This is a genomic window from Rhabdothermus arcticus (assembly GCF_055382915.1).
This window is the reverse complement of sequence record NZ_AP043808.1, coordinates 625758-645760: the sequence shown is the minus strand read 5'-3', so window position 1 is coordinate 645760 and position 20003 is coordinate 625758. Positions and strand designations below refer to the sequence as shown.

The following is a 20003-nucleotide window of genomic DNA, read 5'->3' as shown; positions in this document are numbered from 1 at the left end:
CATTCTACTAGGGGTCTTCGCGCAGGCCATCGGCGATGGCCCGGCGCACCTCGGCTAGGGCCTCACGGCTGGGGTGCAGGGCCAAAAACCCCAGCAGGCCGAACGCCATTTGAGCGGCCAAAAAGAGCTTGCCCGCCGGGCCAAAGGCCGGGCTTCTGAGGACCCAGATGCGGTTCCTCACCCCGTAGTAGACGCGGTTTTCGCCGGTGGTCGCGGAGACGTAGGGCTTGGCCGCGGAGGCGTGGACGACCTCGCTGTCGCGGACTTGGAAGCCCCATTCGCGCTTGAGCACCCGCGCGGTGTACTCCAGGTCGTCTTCCCAGATGAAAAAGCGCTTCTTGGGTAGGCCATGGCGTTCGATGACGTCGCTGCGGATCAGCACCGAGGTGAAGAGCGCCCAGCGGATCGGGCGCAGCCGCGGCCGGTAGCGCAGCCAGGCTCCAAGCCGCCGCAGGTCGGTGGGGTTCACGAAGCCGGCGGTGGGGTGGGGGATTCCCTCGGGGGTGAGCTGGCGGCTGGCCAGGATCACTGGGCGCTCCGGGAGGTTCGTCGCGCCCAGGAGCGCCGCCAGCGCTCCGGGGCGGGGGAAGGTGTCGTCGTCCATCAACCAGAGCCAGTCGAACCCCGCGGCGTGGGCGCGCTTCATGCCTTCGTGAAAGCCCCCGGCACCGCCCTGGTTTTCGGAGAGGGAGAGAACCTCGACGTCTGGGAACTCGCTTTCGAGCATCTCCTGGGTGCCGTCGGTCGAGGCGTTGTTGACCACCAGGATCTGGTCCGCGGGGCGTGTCTGGGAGAGGAGCGCCTTCAGGTTCTGTCGCAAGAGGGCCTTACGGTTGAACGTCACCACGATCGCCGCGACCTTCATCGCAGGGCCTCCGCCAGCTTGAGCGCCCGGGCCACGGCCTGGTCCATGTTGTAGTAGCGGTAATCGGCGAGCCGGCCGATGAAATGAACGTCGGGAAGGGCCTCGGCGAGCGCCCGGTAGCGCTTGTAGAGGGCTTGGTGCGCCGCTTGGGGGATCGGGTAGTAGGGTTCGTTTTCTCCCGGCCGATGGGGCTCTGGGTACTCGTAGGAAAGCACGGTGTAGGGCGTGTCCTGACCGGTGAGCTGCTTGTATTCGGTGATCCGGGTGAACGCATGGGCGTTGGGGTGGTTGACCACCGCCGCGGGGAGCACCCGCGTGGCCTTTCGACGCTCCCACACAAAGCGGAGGCTGCGGTAGGGGAGGGGACCAAAGCGGTGGTCGAAGAAGGCGTCGATCGGCCCGGTGTAGAGGACCCGCCTGGCCTTCAGGCGGTCGCGGACTTCGAGGTAGTCGACGCCGAGCAGGAGGTGGATGCGGGGATGCGCGAGCATCCTGGTGATCATCGCGGTGTAGCCCTCGGCGGGCAGACCCTGATAGCGATCGTGGAAGTAGCGGTCGTCGCGGGCCACGACGACCGGGACCCGGGCGGTCACCGCGGGGTCCAGGGCCTCCGGGGGCACCCCCCATTGCTTTTTGGTGTAGTTGAGGAAGACCTGCTCGTAGACGAACTCGGCGAGCTCCTTGAGCAGGGGGTCTTCGCTCGCTTTGAGGTCGAGGATGGGGACGCGGGCCCCGTGGCCGAAGCGAGCGAGCAACCGCGCCTCGACCCGCTTGGCCAGGCGCTTGGGGTAGAGGGCGTGAAGGGTGTTCAGGTTGAAGGGCAAGGGAACGTGCTGCCCTTGCACCTCGGCGAGCACCCGGTGCACGTAAGGGCGCCAGCGGGTGAAGCGGGAGAGGTAGGCGAAGACCCGCTCGCTGTTGGTGTGGAAGATGTGCGGGCCGTAGGGATGGTGGAGCACCCCGTTGGCATCATGCGCGTCGTAAGCGTTGCCGCCGATGTGGCGGCGCCGTTCCACCACCAGGACCCGCTGGCCCGCGGCGGCCATGCGCTCGGCGAAGGTGGCCCCGCTCAGGCCGCTGCCGACGACGATCCAGTCGTATTCCATGCGTCCATCGCCTTTCTGAGCGCGGCGGCGAAGGCCACCGCGCTCGTGTCCAGCGTGTGGGCGGTTTGCACCTTTCTGCGGGCTTGCTTACCCCAGCTTCGCCAAACCTCCGGGCGCGCCAGGAAGTCCCGAAGGCCCGCGCGCATGGCAGCGACGCTGGGGGCGAGGAGCCGCCCCTCGACCCCGTCCTCAACGAGCTCGGCCTGGGCGGGGATGCGGCTGGTCAAGACGGGCAGGCCCGAGGCCATTGCCTCGAGCGTGGCCAGGGACTGGTTCTCGCCCAGCGTGGGAAAAAAGAAGAGGTCTGCCGCCCGGTAGAGCAAGGGCATGTCGGAGACCCGGCCAAGAAAGCGCGCGTTTTTGATGCCCAGGCTGCGGGCGAGGCTGGCGAGCGGGCCCCGGGTGGGGCCGTCGCCGGCGAAGGCCAGGGTCAGGGGCAGCCCCCGCGCCGCCAGGAGCGCGGTGAGCTGGTTCTTTTCCAGCGAGGGTGAAAAGCGGCCGACGTGCAGGGCGAGCGGGCCCTCGAGGCCAAGGGCCCGTTTCGCCGCGGCCTTTTCCGCGTCCGAGGCGGGGAAAAAGCGCTCGGTGTCCACCCCGTTGACGGTGGCGAAGACCGGGCGCACCCCATGCACCCGAGAAAGCCAGTCCGCGGCCCAGCGGGAGACGGTGATCACCGCGTCGGCGCGCCGCAGGAGCGGGGCTTGAAGGAGGCGGTAGCCAAGCCGGTAGACCCGGTTGAGGCCGAAGGGGTAGAAGAGCTCCACCTGGTCGTGGACCAAGGCGAAGCGCGGGGACGGGAGCACCGCGAGCAAACGCTTGAGGTGTTGCGGGTACCAGGTCGAGATCAGATAGGCCTCGGCCTTCGGGAGCTCGGTGGGATCGCGGTAGCGGACGACCGGGACGCCGGCCTCGCCGAGCCGGCTGACGACCGGCTGGGTCTGGGGGCTCGGCGGCAGGGCGGCGAAGGGGCGCAGCCCGAAGGCCAGGAGGCGCGGCAGCATCGTCGCCAGCCAGACCTCGCTGCCCCCAAGCTCCTTGGCGTCGCTTACAAAGCCGATCCGCACGCGTGGTATTCTAAGCGCTCCGGATGCCCCTGACGCGAACCCTGACCCACTACCCCGGCCTGCCCCAGGTGGCGCGGGCCTGGTGGTTTGCGCGAACCCCGGCCCCGGCGCTCCTCCTGGTGCCGGCCCACCGGCGGCCGCTCTACGAGGACCTCGGCGCCCTGGCCGCGCCCGCCTACGTCAACCCCGAGCCCTTCGTCCTGAGGGCCCAGGCCCACTTCGTCCTGGACTACGAAACCGCGCTTTTGCCGGTCCCCGCCGACCCCCTTGCCGAGGGGTTGACCCTCAGGGTGGGCGGCCGCTACCCCCGCGGGGCCCTGCTCGACCGGTTGATGCGCCTGGGCAAGACCCGGGAGGACGCGGTGCGGGTGCTGGGGGAGGTCGTCGAGGTCGGGGACGTGCGGCTGGAGTTCTTTGGCGACCTGCTCGAGCGCATCGAGGTGGCGGGGGCGAGCCAACCCGAGGTCACCTTTTCCCCGCCGGAAGGGCGAGCGGCCGAAACCGTCCCCCTGATCGCTCGCTTTTCCGGGCCCATCTGGGTCGAGCAGCCGGCCCTGTTGCCCGAGCCCCTCGCCGAGCGCGTCCGCCCCCAGCTGGCGGGGGCCTTCGCGCCCCTCGACGAAGGGGTGGCGGGCACGCTCCCCATCGAGCCCCTGGCGCCTTACCGGGCGGCCCTTTCCAAGGCCCGCGCGGACGTGGCCCGCTGGCTTGCCGAGGGGAAGCGGGTGGTGCTCTTCTACCGCCACGAGCGGGCGCTGCAGCACCTGCGCGCGCGGCATTTTCACAACCTTCCCACCAAGGTCGCGCACCGGGTGGTGCCCTTTTCCGGGCTGCTCTTCGTCCCCGGCGGGTTCGAGGGGGGCTTCATCGACCTCGAGGGGGGCACGGTCTACCTCTCGGAGGCGTTGCTCTACGGCTTTTCCGGGGCCAGCGCGGTGCGCCGCACCTTCCTGCGCGGGGAGGCGGTCAGCGACCCCGACCTGCTCCAGCCCGGGGACTACCTGGTCCACCCCGAGCACGGGATCGGGCGGCTCGAGGCGATCACCACCCGTGAGGTCCTCGGCGTCAAGCGCGACTACCTGGTCCTCAAGTACCGCGACGAGGGCCGGCTCTACGTCCCGGTCGAGGAGCTTCCCAGCCTGCGCCGCCATCCCGCGACCTCCGACGAGCCCCCGGCCCTTTCTTCCCTTTCCAAAAAGGACTGGAAGCGGACCAAGGCCCGGGCGCAGCGCTCGGCGGAGGCGCTGGCCCAGCGTCTGGTCGTCCTCCACGCCCAGCGGGCCGCGGCCAAGGGCCGGGCCTTCCCTCCGCTCCCCGACTGGGACCCGCTGATCGAGGCCAACTTCCCCCACCGCCTCACCCCCGACCAGCAGGCCGCGCTCGAGGCCGTCTTTCGCGACCTGGAGGCCGAGCGGCCGATGGACCGCCTGATCTCCGGCGACGTGGGCTTTGGCAAGACCGAGGTGGCCTTGCGGGCCGCCCACCGGGTCGTCGGCCACGGGGCGCAAGTCGCCTTCTTGGTGCCCACCACGATCCTCGCCGAGCAGCACGTTCGCACCTTCAAGGCGCGCTTCAAGGACCTTCCGGTCGAGGTCCGCATGCTCTCCCGCTTCACCCCCGAACGCGAGGCCAAGCAGGTCCTCGAGGGCTTGAAGGCGGGCAGCGTGGACATCGTCATCGGCACCCACCGCCTGCTCGAGCGCGGGGTGCGCTTCAAGGACCTGGGGCTTTTGATCATCGACGAGGAGCACCGCTTCGGCGTCGCGCAAAAGGAGCGGCTCAAGGCGCTCAAGGCCAACGTCGACCTGCTCACCCTCTCCGCCACCCCCATCCCCCGCACCCTCTATCAGGCGCTGATGGGGCTCAAGGACATCTCCAGCATCCAGACCCCGCCGCCGGGGCGCAAGCCGATCCGCACCGTGGTCGCCCCTTTCGACCCGCTCCTGGTGCGCGAGGCGATCCTCAACGAGCTCGAGCGCCAGGGAAAGGTCTTCTACGTGCACAACCGGGTGGCCTCGATCCTGCGCCGGGCGCGCTGGCTCGAGCGGCTGGTGCCCGAGGCCCGGATCGGGGTGGTGCACGGCCAGCTCTCCGCGGCGGAGATCGAGAACGTGATGCTCGAGTTCGAGGCCGGGGCCTTCGACGTCCTCTTGGCCACCACCATCGTCGAGTCCGGCCTCGACGTCCCCCAGGCGGACACGATCGTGATCGAGCGCGCGGACACCCTGGGGCTGGCCCAGCTCTACCAGCTGCGGGGGCGGGTGGGGCGGCGCTCCCGCGAGGCCTGGGCCTACCTCCTGCACCCGGAAAAGCTCAGCGAGACCGCAGAAAAGCGGCTGGCGGCGATCGCCGACCTCTCGGACCTGGGCACCGGCCACCTCCTGGCCGAGCGGGACATGGAGATTCGCGGCGTCGGCAACCTCCTGGGCCCGGAGCAGCACGGGCACATCCGCGCGGTCAGCCTCGAGGTCTACGCGGCGATGGTCGCCGAGGCCCTGGCACGGCTCAAGGGGGGGGCGGTAAGGCCGCCCGAGCACGTCACCTTGGACCTTAGGGTCTCCGCACGCATCCCCCCGGAATACGTCCCCGACGAGAGCGCGCGCACCAAGCTCTACGCCGAGGTGGCCCGGGCGGAGGGGCTGCCTGCGCTCTCCCGTCTGGCGCGGCGGCTGGAGAAGAGCGCAGGGCCGCTGCCCCCTGAGGCCCGGCGCTTTTTCGCGCTGGCCAAGCTGCGCCTCCTGGCCCGCCGGCGGGGGGTGCGCTCGATCACCCAGGAACGCGGCTGGGTCCAGCTGGTCCTTGCCAGCTGGCCGCTGGACTACGACGCCAAGGCCCTCGCCGAGCTTCCGTACCGCGTCGAGGTCACCCGGCATCCCCCGGGGTTCCGGCTCGAGGCCGGGGCCCTCGACGAGGATGCGCTCCTTTCGGCCCTGACCCGGCTCTTGGGAGTGCTCGCGTGAAGGTCGTCGTCGGCCACGAGAACCTGGACCTCGACGCCCTGGGCGCGATGGCCCTGGCGCGGTACCTGCACCCCGGCGCGGTGCCGGTCCTGGTCGGGGGGCTCGAGGGCCGGATACAGGAGGTGGTGCGCTTGATCACCGACCGCATGCCCCTGCTGCCGGCGACCGAGGTCCCCCTTGATCGGGTGGACACGGTGATCGTGGTGGACACCGAGCACCCCGACCGCCTGGGCCCGCTGGCCGCCCTCGTGGGGCGGGTGCCCTTCTTCGTCTACGACCACCACCCCGGCCCCCGGCTCTTCGCCGCGGGGGGCGCGGTCCGCCCTTACGGGGCCACGGTCAGCGTCCTCGCCGAGCGCCTCCGCGCGCGCGGGCTCAAGCCCCGCCCCTTCGAGGCCGAGCTGGCCTACGCGGGCTTGCTCGAGGACACCGGCGGCTTTCGCTTTCCCGGGACCGTTCCCCAGGACCTCGAGGCCGGGGCCTGGCTGCTCTCGCTGGGAGCCGATCCCGAGCGGGCCGGGCGCTGGGCCAGCGGCAAGCTCTCTCCCGAGGCCAAGGAGGTGCTCGAGGGCCTGCTCGAAAGCGCCCGGGTGATCCGCGCCGGGCCCTACCGGGTGGTCCTCGCCGAGGCCGAGAAGGCGGGCTACGTCCCCGCGCTGGCGCCTTTGGCCCACACCCTGATGGACCTCTTCGACGCGGATGCGGTCTTCATGCTCCTGGCCCTCGGCGATCAGCGCCTGGTCATCGCCCGCTCCAAGCGGGACGGGGTGGACGCCAGCGCCCTCTTGAAGAAGGCCTTGGGCGCTGGCGGAGGGCACCGCTGGGCGGCGTTCGCCCGCGTCGAGGCCCCGCTCGAAGCCGTCGAGGAGCGGATCGTTCGCGCGCTTTGGGGGCTCGTCGATCCCGGGCCGCGGCTCGGCGAGCGGATGACCCGCGGCGTGGTGGCGATCGAGGGCGACCCGACGGTGGAGGAGGCCCTCGAGCAGCTGATCGCCCACGGCTACGGGGGGATGCCGGTCAGGGCCGAAGGGCGCTACCTCGGGGTCCTTCGCCGACGCGATTTGGAGCGAGCGCGGGCCCTCGGCCTCGGGGACCGGCCGGCCAAGGGCTACCTGCGTCCGATGGTGGTGCGTCCGGCCAGCACCCCGGTGATCGAGGCAGAGAAGGCCTTAAAAGCCGGGGCCGGCCGGATCTTCGTCGAGGAGGATGGCGAGATCGTCGGGGTCTTCACCCGCACCGACCTCTACCAGCGAAGCGAAACCGAACCCGAGACCCTAAAGAGCCTCCTCGAGGCCCTTCCGGCGGGGGCGCGGGCGGTCCTCGACGTTTTGGCGGCGGCCTTTCCCGAAGCCGAGGTCTACCTCGTCGGCGGCGCGGTGCGCGACGCGTTCTTGGGGGCCGCTGGCCCGGACCTGGACCTCTTGCTCGTCGGGATGTCCCCGGAGGCCGCGGCCCGGGCCCTGGTCGAGCGCTTCGGCGGGCGCTACCGCGCCCATCCCGAGTTCCTCACCGCCGAGGTCGAGCTCCCCGGCGGGCTCTCGATCGACCTCGCCCAGCCCCGCGAGGAGGTCTACCCCTGGCCTGGGGCCCTACCCCGGGTGCGGCCCTCGAGCCTGCAGCGGGACCTGAGGCGGCGGGACTTTACGGTGAACGCGATGGCCCTTCGCGTCCATCCCCGGCCGCTTGCGCTCTTCGACCCCTACGGGGGGCGGCGGGACCTGCAGGCCAAGCGCCTGCGCCCCCTCTCCCCGGTGGCCTTCGTCGAGGACCCCAGCCGGATCCTGCGCGGGCTGAGGTTGATGACCCGGCTGGGGTTGGCCTTCCCCCCGGAGGTCGAGGCCCAGATCCAGGAGGCGCTCCAGCCCGAGGTCCTCTCCGGGGCCTCCAAGAGCCGCTTGAAGGACGAGCTCTTGCTGGCCCTAAAGGAGCCCTCCCCCCTCGAGGCGCTCAAGGCCTTCGCCCGCTACGGGGTGCTGGAAAAGGTCTTCGGCCTCAGGCCACCCGAGGCCGCCTGGGAGGCGATGGCCCGGTTGGAGGCGCGCCGCCCCGAGCGCGAGGCACCACCCGAGGCCTACCTCTACCTGTTGCTCCTGGGCGCCGAGGACCCTGGGGCCTGGGTGCGTCGCTTCGGCCTGCCCAAGCCCCTCGCCGAAGGGGCCAGGTACCTCAGGCAGCCACCGGAGGACCCGGAGGCGGTGCGCCGTTTGGGCCCGGCCTTCGAGGCCGCCTTCCTCGCGCGGTATCCGGAGAAGACCGGCTGGCTCAAGGCCCCGCCCCGGCGCTTGAAGGGGCGCGACCTGTTGGCGATGGGCCTTGAGCCCGGGCCCCGGGTGGGGGAGATCCTGCGGGCGGTCGAGGCCGCCCGCCGCCGCGGGGAGGTCCGTGGCTTCGAGGACGAGCTCCGCCTTGCCCGTAAACTGATGGAGAGCTATGGGACTGATCGCGCTTCTTCCTAACCCCCTGCTCTTTCTGGTCGTCGCCGCCGCCAGCGCGTTCGGGCTGGTGCTGCACAACGTCTTTCAAGCCTGGATGGCCGACCGTCTCGGTGATCCTACCCCGAGGCGGCTGGGGTTTATGACCCTCGAACCCCGGGTGCACTTCGACCCCCTGGGTCTGCTCTTCTTGCTGCTCCTGGGGTTTGGCTGGCCGCGTTTTGTCCCTTACCGCCTCTGGGGTAAGAAGGAGGCCTGGGCGGCGGCGATGGGCCCGGTGGGCTTCTTGACGGCGGCCCTGATCTACCTGCTCCTTTCCCGCCTGCTGCCCGATGGGCTGGGCCTGACGCCGATCCGCCAGGGGCTGGACTACGCCGCCCTGATCATGGTGCGCCACGCGGCGGTCTACCTCTTCCCGGTGCCGCCCCTGGACGGGGCGCGGATCGTGCACGCCCTGGGGGGTGCGGAGGTGCGCCGCTTTCTGGCCCAGATCGAGTCCTGGGGGCCGATCGGCTTTCTCCTGATCTTCCTGGTGCTGTCCTACACCGGCGTGCTTGGCGCCGTCGAGCGCGGCCTCTACGGCTTCCTCGACGCTTTGCTAAGGGGGATCGGGCTCTAGATGCTGATCCAGCTTCTGGCCAGGGACCCGCTGGCCTTCGCCCTGATCACCGTCGCCCTGGTCTTCGCTTTGGTCCTGCACGAGCTGGCCCACGGCCTCGCCGCCTGGTGGTTCGGCGACGACACCGCCAAGCGGGCCGGCCGCCTCAGCCTGAACCCCCTCAAACACCTCGACCCGCTTGGCACCCTGCTGCTCTTGTTGGTGGGCATCGGCTGGGCCAAGCCGGTTCCCATCAACCCCTTGCGCTTTCGCCACTATCGGCTGGGGCTCTTCGTGGTCTCGATCGCCGGGATCCTGGTCAACCTCAGCCTGGCGGTCGTCTCCGCGCTGGCCCTCAGGGCGGTCTACTTCGCCGACCCTCAAGGGGTACTGAACGCGCTGACCGGGCAGGGGCCCGCGGGCGTTTACGGCACGTTGGGGCTGATGCTCTTTTACTTCGCCTCGCTCAACCTGGTGCTTGCGATCTTTAACCTGCTGCCGATCCCGCCCCTCGATGGCTCGAAGATCCTGCAGTCGCTCTTGCCGCTGGGCTGGCAGCGCTGGCTTTGGCAGCTCGAGCGCTACAGCTGGCTCAGCTTCCTGCTTTTGGTCACCGTCCTGCGCGAACCGGTGGCGGCGGTCATCGCCTGGTCGCAGCGGGCCTTCTTCGATCTCTTTTTCTAGGTAGGATGGGGGGCGTGCAGGCGTATCGCGTGGTCGAGGCGATTCATCGTGGCGAGACGACGGCGGAGGCGGTCGTGGCCGAGGCGCTTTCCCGGATCGAGCGCCTGGACCCGGAGATCCACGCCTTCCTAACCCTCAACCCCAAGGCCTTGGAGGCGGCCCGCGCGGTCGATGCCCGGGTGCGCTCGGGCGAGCGGCCCCTGCTCGCCGGGGTCCCGGTGGCGATTAAGGACAACCTGGCCGTCGAGGGGCTGCGGACCACCGCGGGCTCGCGGATGCTCGAGCGGTTCGTTCCCCCCTACACCGCGACCGCCGTCGCCCGGCTGGCCGAGGCCGGGGCGGTGGTCGTGGGCAAGACCAACCTCGACGAGTTCGGCATGGGCTCCTCGACCGAGCACTCGGCGTTCGGCCCCACCAAGAACCCCAGGGACCCGAGCCGGGTGCCCGGAGGCTCCTCGGGGGGATCGGCGGCCGCGGTCGCAGCGGGGATGGTCCCCCTGGCCCTGGGCTCGGACACCGGGGGCAGCATCCGGCAGCCCGCGGCCTTCACCGGTATCTTCGGCTTCAAGCCCACCTACGGCCGGGTCTCCCGCTATGGGCTGATCGCCTACGCCTCCAGCCTGGACACCGTGGGGCCGATGGCGGCGAGCGCCCGGGACCTGGCGCTGGCCATGGCGGCGATCGCCGGGCAGGACCCGCTGGACGCGACCAGCCTCGAGGCCCCGGCCCGCTTTCTGGCGCCCCCCCCCGCCCCTCCAAAGGGCCTTCGCGTGGGGGTGGCCCCGGACCTCTTCGCCGAGGCCGACGCTGGGGTCCGGGCCGCGGTCGAGGGCCTGGCCCAGGCGCTCGCGGCCCGGGGCGCGGTCCTCGTGGAGGTGGACCTCTCGGCGCTCAAGCATGCCCTGCCCGCCTACTACCTGGTCGCCACCAGCGAGGCCAGCTCCAACCTGGCCCGCTACGACGGCACCCTCTACGGGGCCAGGGTGACCGGCAAGGACCTGATCGAGACCGCGATGAACACCCGCGCCGAATGCTTCGGCCGCGAGGTCAAGCGGCGCGTTCTGATGGGCACCTTCGCGCTTTCTTCGGGCTACTACGAGGCCTACTACGAACGGGCGTTGCGCGTCCGCCGGCGGGTTGCCGAGGCCTTTGCCCGGGCCTTCGAGCTGGCCGATGTGGTGCTCCTGCCCACCACGCCGGGGCCCGCGTTCCGCCTCGGGGAGCGCCTCGACGACCCGATCGCGATGTACCTCTCGGACCTCTTTACCGTCTCCGCCAACCTCGCCGGTCTGCCGGCGCTCAGCCTGCCCGCGGGCACGGCCGGTGGCCTTCCCGTAGGTGCGCAGCTGATCGGGCCAGCGCTCTCCGACGAGCGGCTTTTGGCCCTGGCGCAGTTCCTGGAGGACGACGGCCTGACGTGGAAGGCCGGATAAGGGCCAACTCCCGGCTCGCCTGGCGGCTTCGGCGGGAGCGCGCCCCGCTGGTCTGGGCCGGAGGACCCCCCGACGGGCGGTTTCGCGTCGAGGCCCGGGCGCTCCACCTGGAGGAGTGGTACCGCCCGTTCTGGGACAGCGGTCCCCCCTTCGTGGTGGTGGACGTCGAGACCACCGGGCTCTCGCCGCAGAAGGCGGGGGTGACCGAGGTGGCCTTCTTGCGCTACGAGGATGGCGCGTTGTTGCGCTTTGCTTCCTTCGTGAACCCCGGGCGGCCGATTCCTCCCTTCATCACCCGTCTCACCGGGATTCGCGACGAGGACGTGGCCGAGGCGCCGTCCCTCGTCGAGGTGCTGGAGGCCGCCCGCCCCTATTATCAGGGGGCGATCTGGGTGGCCCACAACGCGCCCTTCGACCTGGGGTTTTTGCGCCCCGCGCTCGGCCGGTTAGGGGTTAAACTACCGGATAAGGTGCTGGATACGCTCCATTGGTCTAGGGTGGCCCTTCCCGGGCTCAGGCGGCATGGTCTGGCACATCTCCGCCGTGCCCTCTTGCTCCCCGGAAACCAGGCGCACCGGGCGCTCGCCGACGTCGAGGCCACCTACTGGTTGATGCACGAGCTCTATTATCTTTCCCCCCGGTTCAAGGAGGCCCAATGAAGGAGGCCATTTACACCCTCACCTCGACCTGTTTGGAGACCGGCCGGTTGCAGTTGACGTATTCGCTGCGCCGCCTATTGGACGGTCGGGACGCGCTCGAGGTCGAAACCCCCTCCGGCGAGCGCTATCGGGTTGAGGTCGACGCCGCGGCGGGCGAGCTTCTGGGCCTCGGCCCCTGGCTGATCGCCGAGGGCCTGGCCCCCAACGATCGCATCCGCTTCGTCTTCGAGGAGGGCCGGTTGCGGGTCGAACCGGTCCCCGCGAAGGTGCGCGCCAGCGCGCGGCCGCGCGTCGAGGCCAGGCCCCCCCGGCCGGCGGCAACGCCCAAGCCGGACCTGGCCCCGCCGGCCTACGTGGAGGCCCTCAAGGCGTTGGGGTTCGACTGCGCGCCTCTGGACGCGGCCTGGCAGTGCCAGGCCCGGATGGGCCGCAAGGCCGTGGCCCTGGTCGTCGGCGATGAGCGGGTCGGGGCCTCGGCGCTCCTCGAGCTGCGCGAGCGCTACCGCCTGCCCTCGGCCCTCCTGGTCACCGCCGACGCGGCCCCGCCCGAGCCCGCGCAGCCCGGGCTGGCGGCGATGCCCCGTGACGCGTTGAACGCCCTGGTGGCCCTGCACCGGGTCTTCCCGCTCGGACCGCTCGAGCTCAAACGGCTCCTGGCCCGGGGCTGGGTGGGGCCCAAAGAGATCCAGGCCCTGCGCGACGAGGTCGAGGCCCTCCTCGGGGAGCGCGCCGCGTTCTCCACGGTGCTCAGCGCCCTGGCCCGGTTCCGCCCCCAGCAGGTCTTCTTGCTCGAGGACCTGATGCTCGAGCTCGACCGCTCCCTGGGCAGCGACGCCGCGGCCCGGGTGCTCGAGGTCCTCGCCGGACCGCCCTTTTTTGCCCTGGTGCGGCTGGGACGCGGCGAGTACCAGCTGCGCCACGCGGTCAGCGAGGTGTTGGACCAGCTCGCCGCTTACGCGCAGCGCCTCAAGGACCACCTGCCGGTTGAAGGGTAGGAAAGAGGCGGTCGAAGCTCGCCCGGGCCCGGGCCTTCAGCGCCTCGATCCGCCGGGCGTCGGGGGTCTGGCCGGAGAGCACCGCCTCCGCGATCTCGGCTCCCCCGGCCTCGGGGGGGAAGACCGGGGCCGCGACCTCCTCGGCGAACGCCGCGACCTTGGGGTCGTAGTCGATCCCCGCGAACGGGGTCCCTGCCGCCGCGGCCAGGATCATTCCGTGCAGCCTGGCGGAGACCACGTACTCGGCGGTGGCGATCAGGTAGAGGGCGCGCTGGGGGTCCGCGGTGACCTCCTTGGGCCCCTCGGCCACCTCGTCCAAGACCCCCTCGTCGAACCCCGGCTGCAGCCCCAAGAGCACGATCTCGTAGCCCATCCGTGAGAGCCGGTCGTAAAGCTGGGCGAAGGGTTTCGGGCTCACCCCGTAGCGGGGGATGAGCACCACCAGCCCGGGCTCCCGGGGGACCTCCGGCGGGGGGAGCAAGAGCGCCGGATCCGCGCCCAGCGTGGCCTCGATCCCCAGCCGCCGGGCGTAGGCCAGGCTCCTGTGGTCGCGAACCACGAGGGGGGTTCGCTGGAAGGCGCGGCGCACCCTGGCCTCGCCCCGGGGGCTCAGCGGGCCCAGCGAGAGGTTGAAGCCCACGGTCGGGGTCCCGAGCGCACGGGCCAGGTGAACCAGGCCCAGGTAGTAGTCGAGGGAGCGGCGGGAGGTGCGGTCCTGCAGCAACCCGCCCCCGCCGAGGAGGAAGAGGTCCGCGCCGAAGAGGGCGGGAACGAGCGTGAGCGGGTTGAAGCGGTGGGCAGCAAGGACCCCGTGCACGCGTCGGGTCTCCTTGGGATGCTTGGAGAGCACCCGGGGGGTCGCCCCGCGGGCCTTGAGCTCGCCGACGATCGCCCGCAAAATGGCCTCGTCGCCGGTGTTCTTAAACCCGTAGTATCCCCCTAAGACCACAACCACCGCTTCAACCCCCGCCAGACCAGGATCAGTGCTAGCCCCAGGATAACGCCAACGGCCACCCCGTTGAGGGTCCGTAAAAAGGAGATCCAAAAGGGCGTGTGGTAGTGGGCGAAGCTGTCGAGGATCGAGCCTTCTCCCACGGCGGTGAGGAGCAAGAGGCCGGTCCGCACCCAGCCGGGCAAGGGGTTGGCGAAGGCGAAGAGGGCCGACGCGTGGCCCAGCACCTCCTTGAAGCGGGGGCGGATCATGACCGCCTGCAGGTGTTCCCTGAGGGCGATCTCCAGTCCGGGGACGATGGGGGCCTCGTTGCCCCGGCGCAGGAAGACGATTCCCACCGCGGCCAGGAGCCCGAACGCGAGCGCCGCTTCCCCCAGGCGCACGGGGTGGTCGAAGAGGGCCCGGATCCGGGCTTGCCAGCCCTGGCGGGGCAGGCGGCTGAGCAGGAAGAGCGCGGGCGGGACGAGCAGCAAGAGCGCGACCCCTCGAAACGCCGAAAGGCCCAGCACGGTCTCGGGGGTGCTACCGAGCACGGTGAGAAAGACCGCGCCGATCAGGGCGAAGAGCGTCGCCAGGATCCAGGACCAGAGTCCGCGCGCCAGGAAAAAGCCGAGCACCGAAAAGACCAGGCCCGATAGGAGCGCCCCGGCCTGGGATCCGCCGACGGCGAACGCGAGCACAACGAGCCCCAGCGCCAGGGGCCCGCCCAGCCGGGCAGGGGCCTGAAGGGTCAGGAGGAAGAGCCCGGCGGCAACCCCGACCCAGGCGGCGAACCGGAACGGAGAGGGGGAAAAGCGCTTGGGTTGGGGGGCACCCTCTGGGAGATGGGCCCGGGCCAGCCCGGCTTTGAGGGCGGTCAGGAACGCCTCGGTATCGGCGTTTTTGGAAAACGGGCGGAAGTAGAGGAGCCGGTGGCCGCGTTCACGCGCGGCGAGCACGTACTTTCCCGCGGCGCGTTGGGGTCCGAGCTTGTCCATGTAGGCCGGTCGCAGGCTAAAGACGCGAAGGGCTCCGTGTCGTTCGGCGAGGGGTTTGAGGCCGAGCTGGGGGGTGCCCTCGATCAGGCCCACCGGGGCGTCGACCCAGCGGAGGAGGTCCTGAAGGCGATCCGGCCAGCCCGGGACCCGGTCGCCGACGAAGACGTAGGCCCCCACCGCCGGGGGGCGCGCGATCGGCCAGGGGCGGAGCCGGTGGGCGATCGGCCGGTAGACGATGAAAAACCCCATCGCGTGGGCCGCGGTGATCTCCGGCGGTGGGCCGAGGGGCACGTCCTTGACATCGATAGGAAAGCCGTACCAAACCTTTCCCCCCCAGCTCACGCGGTGCTGGGGCAAGGGGATGGCCCCGGCACCGGGGACGGCGGCGTAGAACCAACCGGGGAGGAACCCTGCGTTCGGGGCGAGGGCGGCGAGCAGGCGGCCTTCGAGGTAGAGCCCCCGCCCGCGGCGGACCCGGTCGGCCACGGTCTCCTCGTAAAAGGCCGCGGCGGTCACGCCCTGGGACCTGAGCGCGGCGAGTGCCTCAAGGAGCCCCTTCCCCTGTGCCGCCGCCAGTTCGCGCAGGGCGGGGACGTCGACGACCGTGGCCACCGGGGTAGGCCGGTCGTAGTCCAGCCGGGGCCGGAGTGCCGGGAGGCTGAGGAGCAGGGCGAGCGCCAGGACCAAGAGCGCCAGCCGCTGCACCTAGACCGCCTCCGTCGCCGCCTTGAGGCGGCTGGCCAGGACCTCGAGGGCGGCGGTGTTCATTCCCCCCTCGGGAAGGATTAGGTCGGCAAAGCGCTTGGTGGGTTCGATGAACGCGAGGTGCATGGGCCGCACCGTTTCCAGGTACTGGGCGACGACCGAGGCCACGCTGCGGCCGCGCTCTCTGACGTCGCGTTCCAGGCGGCGGATGAAGCGCAGGTCGGCGTCGGTGTCCACGAAGAGCTTGAGGTCCATCCGGTTCCGGATCTCGGGGTCGTAGAGGGCCAGGATGCCCTCGAGCACCACCACCGGCGCGGGCTCGACGCGCTGGGTCTCGGCCCTGCGCAGGTGTCGGGTGAAGTCGTAAAGCGGCATCTCGATCGCCTCACCGTTCAACAGCCGGGCGAGGTGGGCCTTCAAGAGCCAGAGGTCGTAGGCGTCGGGGTGGTCGTAGTTGGTCTTGGCCCGGGTTGCCAAGGGGAGGTGGCCGAGGTCCTTGTAGTAGTTGTCCATGGGAACCAGGGCCAGGTTCTCGGGGCCGACGATCTCCTTGACCCGCTCGACGACGGTCGTCTTCCCCGAACCCGAACCCCCGGCCACGCCCATGAAGAAGGGGCTGGGCACCGCGCCTCCAAGAGAGAAGGCCGCCCTAGGCGGCCTTCTCGCAGGTGGTGACGCCGAGCAGCTTGTAGAGGGGGCAGAACTTGACCCAGGCGGTGACCACCAGGATCAACCCGATGATCCCCACGATCCACGCCGCGGTTCCCTGGACCCAGCCCAGGAAGGCCGCGAGCAAGAGGATGATTCCTAACACAAAACGGACCACGCGATCGGTGTTGCCGACGTTGCACTCCATCTCCACCACCTCCTGGAGCATCAATATACCACTTGACGCGGCTGCGACGCTCCTCTAGCCTTTGGGTTAACCCCGGGGTTCGGGGGAAAACGAGACGATCTGCCCGTCTCTTATCGCGAGCGGTGGAGGGAACCGGCCCGAAGAAGCCGCGGCAACCGGTGGCCAGGCCACGTCCGGTGCCAACGCCGGCCCGCGCACGCGGGGACGATGAGGGAAGGGGGCAACCCCCTTCGCCGATTCCAAAGGGGGTGGAGGCTTTGAACACGTTCCGGACGCAATCGAGGTGCAGGCGATGAGCACCCTGCTCTACGAGGAGTGGGGCGAGCATGAGGCGTTGATCTTGCGGCCCATGCCCGAGGGCCGCGAGGTCGCGCCGCCTTTTCCGAGAACCGCGCGTTTTCCCGAGGGGATGGCGCTTGAGCTCGGGGGCCGGCTTTCACCCCTGGTCCTGCGGTATGAGACCTACGGGCCGCCTGCGCGCCGCGCGGTCTTCGTCTTCCACGCCCTGACCGGCTCCGCCCACGTCGCCGGCACCTACACCGAGGCCACGCTCGCTGCGCTCAGCCCGCTTGAGCGGGCGTTCGGCCCGCGCGGCTGGTGGAATCCGGTCGTCGGCCCGGGCAAGGCGATCGACACCGACCGGCGCTTCGTGCTCTCGGCCAACGTCCTCGGCTCCTGCTACGGTTCGAGCGGCCCCCTGACCCCGTCTCCCGAGGGCGGCCCCTACGGTCCGGACTTCCCCGAGGTCACCCTGGGGGACACGGCCCGGGCCGTTCGTCGTCTCTTGGACCTTCTCGGGGTGGAAACGATCGACGCGGTGGGCGGGAGCATGGGGGGGATGCTGGCGCTGGAGTTCGCGGTCCGCTACCCGGAGCGGGTGCGCTCGCTGGTGGTCTTCGCCGCCCCTCATCGGCACGGGGCCTGGGCCCGGGGGCTCAGCGCCCTGCAGCGCCGGGCGATCCTCGAGGACCCCGATTTCGCGGACGGGCGCTACGCGCGTCAGCCCCAGGGCCTGGCCGCGGCGCGGCGCCTGGCGATGACCAGCTACCGCCACCCCGAGGGCTTTGAGCTGCGCTTCGGTCGTGACCCTCAGGCCGCGGAGGCCTACCTCGACTACCATGGGCGGCGGTTCCTGGAGCGCTTCGATGCCAACGCCTACCTCAGGCTCTTGAACGCGATGGACCGCTTCGACCTGGGCCGGGGCCGCGGGGGGCTCGCCGCGGCGCTCAACCGCCTCAAGGGCATCCCCAGCCTGTTCGTGGGGATCGACACCGACCTGCTCTACCCCGCGCGCGAGGTGGCGCGGCTCGCCACCCTGGCCGGCGGCACGTACGCGGAGATTCAAAGCCCCTACGGGCACGATGCCTTTCTCATCGAGGTGGAGCAGGTCTCCGCCTTGCTCGAAGCCTTCTATAGCGCCATCCTCCGGCGATGAGGAGCGCGGCCACCCCACCGAGGGTCAGACCGTAGGCGGGGGTGGCTGGCCGCTCGACGCGGGCGGTAAAGGTGATCAGCGCGCCGCCGGGGAAGAGCATCGTCACCGGAACCGCCTCACCGGGGCGGTAGCGGCCGCCCACCAGGCGGATGCGGTAGGGCGTGTCGAGCCCGAAGACGGTGCGGCCGTAGGGGAGGGGAAGCTGCTTGACCGGGCGCCAGCCCCCCTTCGTCCGGGCCTCCAAGACCCCTTTCGAGCGGTCGGTCACCACCACGGTGAGCGTCAAGGGGTCGTCGCCCTTGGGGTAGGCCAGGTCCAGTTCCAGGAACGTTTCGTTTCCTTGCATCAGGATGCGCGCATGGAGGACCTCGAGATCCCCGCCGTGTCCCAGGCCGAGCGAGACCAAGGCCAGCAAGAGCGCGAGGCCGCGCCTCAAAACGTCCCTCCGTTGGCCAGGATGTACGCGAGATCCCCCCGGATCGCCTCGGTGTCCTCGATGTCCTTTTGGCCGTAATAGATGCGAATCCGGTTGGTGGCGTCGATCAGGGCGACGGTTGCGGTGTGGTTGACCAGGCCATTCGCTTCCTTTGCGACATGGATGTAGTACTTCGCCGCTACCTGGGCCACCGCCTCCGGGGGCCCGGAGAGCCCGATGAAGCTCGGGTCGAACAGCTTGGCGTAGCGGTCGGCGTCGTCCGGGCGATCGTGCTCGGGGTCGATGCTCACCATCACCACCTTGAGGTCCTCGGGGCGGCCCAGGGCGCGGTAGACCTTGGCGAGCTGAAGCAAGGTCAGGGGGCAGACGTCGGGACAGCGGGTGTAGCCGAAAAAGAGCAAGACCACCTGGCCGCGCAGCGCGTGCATCGAAAACGGCCTCCCCCCGGCGGTGTAGAGGGTGAAGTCCGGCGCCGGTTTGGGGTGTTGGAGCACCGTGCCGTGGAGGGTGACCTTGGGACCGCCCCGATCGGGGAGCAGGAGGGAGGCGCTTCCTACCAGGAGCACCAATGCGATCAAGAGCCCGCGTCGCACGCGCTCTAGCATAGCGTTTTCCGTATAATGCAACATGGCGTGAACGCCATTTGCTTGGAAGCGAAAGGAGGCAACGTATGAAGAAGGGGATTGAGTTCCTCATCGCCGCCGCCCTGGTCATGGGCATGGGCTTCGGACTGGCCAAGACCGTTCGGGTGGGCATCGCCTTCGATGCCGGCGGCAAGAACGACCGCAGCTTCAACCAGATGGCCTGGGAGGGCGCGCAGCGGGCCAAGAAAGACTTCGGAATCGAGCTCTACGACTTCGAGCCCGCGGACCCCAGCCAGGTCGGTCAGGGCATCCGGGCCTTCGCCGAGGAGGGCTTCGACCTCGTGATCGGCGTGGGCTTCGCCAACGAGCCCGCGATCACCGCCACCGCCAAGGAGTTCAAGGACGTGAAGTTCGCGGTGATCGACGCGGTCAGCCCGGAGAAGGACAACGTCGCCAGTCTGGTCTTCCGCGAGCACGAGGGCTCCTTCCTCGTCGGCTACATCGCCGGCAAGCTGACCCAGACCGGGGTCGTCGGTTTCATCGGCGGCATGGACATCCCGCTGATCCACAAGTTCGAGGCCGGCTACCGCGCGGGGGTGGCCTATGCCTGCAAGGAGGACGGGATCCAGTGCAAGGTGCTGGTCAACTACGTGGGCAACACCCCGCAGGCCTGGAACGACCCTGGCAAGGCCAAGGAGATCGCCGCCGCCCAGACCTCGCAGGGCGCGGACATCATCTACCACGCCTCCGGCGCCTCCGGCCTGGGCCTGATCGACTACGTGAAGCAGAAAAAGTGCCTCAAGGCCTCCGAGCTGCCCTCCGGGGTGACGTTCATCCGCGATCCCTTCAAGGACGTGCCCAAGTACCCGGCCTACGAGCAGGCCTGCAAGGGCGAGACCCGTCCGGTCTTCTTCATCGGCGTCGACGCCAACCAGAACTACCTCGGCGACACCGATAACAACCCCAAGACCCTGAACCACGGCCTCACCTCGATGATGAAGCGCGTGGACGTCGCCGTCTACGACGTGATCAAGTCGGTGGTGATGGACACCTTCACCGGCGGCGTGCACGAGTTTGGCTTGCAGAACAACGGCGTCGGCTACGCCCTCGACGAGTACAACGAGGCGCTGATCCCGGCCAACGTCGTGGCCAAGCTCGAGGTCATCAAGAAGAAGATCATCAACGGCGAGATCAAGGTTCCCACGGAGCGCTAAACGAAGCTTTCCCCGGCCCGGGGCACGGCCCCGGGCCTTATACTTTTG

At 70.1% G+C, this 20003-nt stretch carries 18 protein-coding genes and 1 riboswitch; of the genes, 9 read left to right on the top strand and 9 right to left on the bottom strand.

Annotation, left to right across the window (positions count from 1 at the left end; translation table 11 throughout):
- Window positions 1-7 precede the first annotated feature (7 nt).
- Genes ACZ48Y_RS03390 through ACZ48Y_RS03380 form a run of 3 tightly spaced genes read right to left on the bottom strand, consistent with a single transcriptional unit; the run spans window position 8 to window position 3035 of the window.
- On the bottom strand, window positions 8-865 hold the full coding sequence (locus ACZ48Y_RS03390; protein WP_464742167.1) for a glycosyltransferase family 2 protein: 858 nt from the start codon (window positions 863-865) through the stop codon (window positions 8-10).
- Complete coding sequence (gene glf, locus ACZ48Y_RS03385) at window positions 862-1971, bottom strand: UDP-galactopyranose mutase (protein ID WP_464742165.1); 1110 nt, start codon at window positions 1969-1971, stop codon at window positions 862-864. Before glf ends, ACZ48Y_RS03390 begins: the two co-directional genes overlap by 4 nt.
- On the bottom strand, window positions 1935-3035 hold the full coding sequence (locus ACZ48Y_RS03380; protein ID WP_464742163.1) for a glycosyltransferase family 4 protein: 1101 nt from the start codon (window positions 3033-3035) through the stop codon (window positions 1935-1937). The genes glf and ACZ48Y_RS03380 overlap by 37 nt, the downstream gene beginning before the upstream one ends.
- Before the next feature lie 23 nt (window positions 3036-3058).
- Between ACZ48Y_RS03380 and mfd the strand changes: the two genes are divergently transcribed.
- The 7 genes from mfd to ACZ48Y_RS03345 are packed head-to-tail and all read left to right on the top strand — an operon-like array spanning window position 3059 to window position 12796.
- Complete coding sequence (gene mfd, locus ACZ48Y_RS03375) at window positions 3059-5995, top strand: transcription-repair coupling factor (RefSeq protein WP_464742161.1); 2937 nt, start codon at window positions 3059-3061, stop codon at window positions 5993-5995.
- Window positions 5992-8451 carry a CBS domain-containing protein gene (locus tag ACZ48Y_RS03370; RefSeq protein ID WP_464742159.1) on the top strand — a complete coding sequence of 820 codons (2460 nt, stop codon included), beginning with the start codon at window positions 5992-5994 and terminating at the stop codon, window positions 8449-8451. The genes mfd and ACZ48Y_RS03370 overlap by 4 nt, the downstream gene beginning before the upstream one ends.
- On the top strand, window positions 8426-9046 hold the full coding sequence (locus ACZ48Y_RS03365; protein ID WP_464742157.1) for a zinc metalloprotease: 621 nt from the start codon (window positions 8426-8428) through the stop codon (window positions 9044-9046). Before ACZ48Y_RS03370 ends, ACZ48Y_RS03365 begins: the two co-directional genes overlap by 26 nt.
- A gap of 3 nt (window positions 9047-9049) precedes the next feature.
- Window positions 9050-9709: a site-2 protease family protein gene (locus tag ACZ48Y_RS03360; RefSeq protein ID WP_464742800.1), complete on the top strand. Its 660-nt coding sequence runs from the start codon at window positions 9050-9052 to the stop codon at window positions 9707-9709.
- 14 nt (window positions 9710-9723) lie between these two features.
- Window positions 9724-11142, top strand: a complete 1419-nt coding sequence (gene gatA / locus ACZ48Y_RS03355; RefSeq protein ID WP_464742155.1) for an Asp-tRNA(Asn)/Glu-tRNA(Gln) amidotransferase subunit GatA — start codon at window positions 9724-9726, stop codon at window positions 11140-11142.
- Complete coding sequence (locus ACZ48Y_RS03350) at window positions 11127-11801, top strand: 3'-5' exonuclease (RefSeq protein WP_464742153.1); 675 nt, start codon at window positions 11127-11129, stop codon at window positions 11799-11801. The genes gatA and ACZ48Y_RS03350 overlap by 16 nt, the downstream gene beginning before the upstream one ends.
- On the top strand, window positions 11798-12796 hold the full coding sequence (locus ACZ48Y_RS03345; protein WP_464742151.1) for a hypothetical protein: 999 nt from the start codon (window positions 11798-11800) through the stop codon (window positions 12794-12796). The genes ACZ48Y_RS03350 and ACZ48Y_RS03345 overlap by 4 nt, the downstream gene beginning before the upstream one ends.
- Here ACZ48Y_RS03345 and csaB read toward each other — a convergent pair.
- The 4 genes from csaB to ACZ48Y_RS03325 are packed head-to-tail and all read right to left on the bottom strand — an operon-like array spanning window position 12768 to window position 16307.
- The gene (gene csaB, locus ACZ48Y_RS03340) at window positions 12768-13751 is read right to left on the bottom strand and encodes a polysaccharide pyruvyl transferase CsaB (protein ID WP_464742149.1); all 984 of its coding nucleotides are present in this window, start codon (window positions 13749-13751) and stop codon (window positions 12768-12770) included. The genes ACZ48Y_RS03345 and csaB overlap by 29 nt on opposite strands.
- Window positions 13736-15430, bottom strand: coding sequence for a DUF5693 family protein (locus ACZ48Y_RS03335; RefSeq protein ID WP_464742147.1), 1695 nt, complete (start codon window positions 15428-15430; stop codon window positions 13736-13738). Before ACZ48Y_RS03335 ends, csaB begins: the two co-directional genes overlap by 16 nt.
- Window positions 15431-16036: a uridine kinase gene (gene udk, locus ACZ48Y_RS03330; RefSeq protein WP_464742798.1), complete on the bottom strand. Its 606-nt coding sequence runs from the start codon at window positions 16034-16036 to the stop codon at window positions 15431-15433.
- Window positions 16037-16079: 43 nt separating this feature from the next.
- The gene (locus tag ACZ48Y_RS03325; RefSeq protein WP_464742145.1) at window positions 16080-16307 is read right to left on the bottom strand and encodes a YgaP family membrane protein; all 228 of its coding nucleotides are present in this window, start codon (window positions 16305-16307) and stop codon (window positions 16080-16082) included.
- Window positions 16308-16393: 86 nt separating this feature from the next.
- A riboswitch (SAM riboswitch) is annotated at window positions 16394-16500 on the top strand.
- Window positions 16501-16578: 78 nt separating this feature from the next.
- Here ACZ48Y_RS03325 and ACZ48Y_RS03320 point away from each other — a divergent pair.
- Window positions 16579-17721: a homoserine O-acetyltransferase family protein gene (locus ACZ48Y_RS03320; protein WP_464742143.1), complete on the top strand. Its 1143-nt coding sequence runs from the start codon at window positions 16579-16581 to the stop codon at window positions 17719-17721.
- Here ACZ48Y_RS03320 and ACZ48Y_RS03315 read toward each other — a convergent pair.
- Both ACZ48Y_RS03315 and ACZ48Y_RS03310 read right to left on the bottom strand, forming a co-directional pair.
- On the bottom strand, window positions 17657-18157 hold the full coding sequence (locus ACZ48Y_RS03315) for a hypothetical protein (protein WP_464742141.1): 501 nt from the start codon (window positions 18155-18157) through the stop codon (window positions 17657-17659). The two genes, ACZ48Y_RS03320 and ACZ48Y_RS03315, sit on opposite strands and share 65 nt — an antisense overlap.
- Complete coding sequence (locus ACZ48Y_RS03310; protein WP_464742139.1) at window positions 18154-18750, bottom strand: SCO family protein; 597 nt, start codon at window positions 18748-18750, stop codon at window positions 18154-18156. The genes ACZ48Y_RS03315 and ACZ48Y_RS03310 overlap by 4 nt, the downstream gene beginning before the upstream one ends.
- A gap of 119 nt (window positions 18751-18869) precedes the next feature.
- Between ACZ48Y_RS03310 and ACZ48Y_RS03305 the strand changes: the two genes are divergently transcribed.
- Window positions 18870-19955: a BMP family lipoprotein gene (locus tag ACZ48Y_RS03305; protein WP_464742796.1), complete on the top strand. Its 1086-nt coding sequence runs from the start codon at window positions 18870-18872 to the stop codon at window positions 19953-19955.
- Window positions 19956-20003 lie beyond the last annotated feature (48 nt).

Excerpts from the sequence above, each read along its gene's own strand:
- ACZ48Y_RS03390 (WP_464742167.1), bottom strand. The coding sequence starts at position 865 with ATGAAGGTCGCGGCGATCGTGGTGACGTTCAACCGTAAGGCCCTCTTG.
- glf (WP_464742165.1), bottom strand. The coding sequence starts at position 1,971 with ATGGAATACGACTGGATCGTCGTCGGCAGCGGCCTGAGCGGGGCCACC.
- mfd (WP_464742161.1), top strand. The coding sequence starts at position 3,059 with ATGCCCCTGACGCGAACCCTGACCCACTACCCCGGCCTGCCCCAGGTG.
- ACZ48Y_RS03365 (WP_464742157.1), top strand. The coding sequence starts at position 8,426 with ATGGGACTGATCGCGCTTCTTCCTAACCCCCTGCTCTTTCTGGTCGTC.
- ACZ48Y_RS03345 (WP_464742151.1), top strand. The coding sequence starts at position 11,798 with ATGAAGGAGGCCATTTACACCCTCACCTCGACCTGTTTGGAGACCGGC.
- udk (WP_464742798.1), bottom strand. The coding sequence starts at position 16,036 with ATGGGCGTGGCCGGGGGTTCGGGTTCGGGGAAGACGACCGTCGTCGAG.
- ACZ48Y_RS03325 (WP_464742145.1), bottom strand. The coding sequence starts at position 16,307 with ATGCTCCAGGAGGTGGTGGAGATGGAGTGCAACGTCGGCAACACCGAT.
- ACZ48Y_RS03320 (WP_464742143.1), top strand. The coding sequence starts at position 16,579 with ATGAGCACCCTGCTCTACGAGGAGTGGGGCGAGCATGAGGCGTTGATC.
- ACZ48Y_RS03305 (WP_464742796.1), top strand. The coding sequence starts at position 18,870 with ATGGGCATGGGCTTCGGACTGGCCAAGACCGTTCGGGTGGGCATCGCC.